Here is a 483-nt window from a genome sequence, read left to right on the forward strand (position 1 = left end):
GCCGTCGGACGGACGGGCGGTGCCCTGCGGCCCGCGCGAGTCCTGGGGTGTCATCGGGCTGTGCGTCGTATGCGCCGACGGGGACGCGTCGTCCTCCCACGGGCGCAGCGCGACCAGGGTGCCCAGGGCGGCCACGATCACGACCGCGAGCACGACGAAAAGCAGGGTGCGCTCGAACGACGGGCCCGGCGGAGTCGGCGACAGGGGACCCGGCGGTGGGGGAGAGCCCCCGCGATACCAGTCGGGAGCCGCTGGTACGTCCCGCGCCGGCGGGACACCGTGGACGCCGTGTACGGGTGTGTGCGCCGCGTCGGCGAACGTGCCGCCGGCGGGGAACGGCGAGGGACCGCGCTCCTGTTGGAACCAGTCGGCGGTCGGCCCGGCGTCGGCGGGGTGCGCGGCGGTGACGTGCGGGCGCGGATTCGGCGTGGGCGGCGGTACGGGGCCGGGCATCGGCCACGCGGGCGGCGGACCCGGCGGGGC

The 483-nt window shown here is 77.8% G+C and carries 1 pseudogene; it reads right to left on the minus strand.

Features of this window, described 5'->3' with window-relative positions:
• A pseudogene (locus GT354_RS50455) lies at window positions 1-453 on the minus strand (hypothetical protein); the annotation flags it as partial.
• Window positions 454-483: the final 30 nt, after the last annotated feature.

The organism is Streptomyces sp. SID3343 (assembly GCF_009865215.1).
GTDB lineage: Bacteria > Actinomycetota > Actinomycetes > Streptomycetales > Streptomycetaceae > Embleya.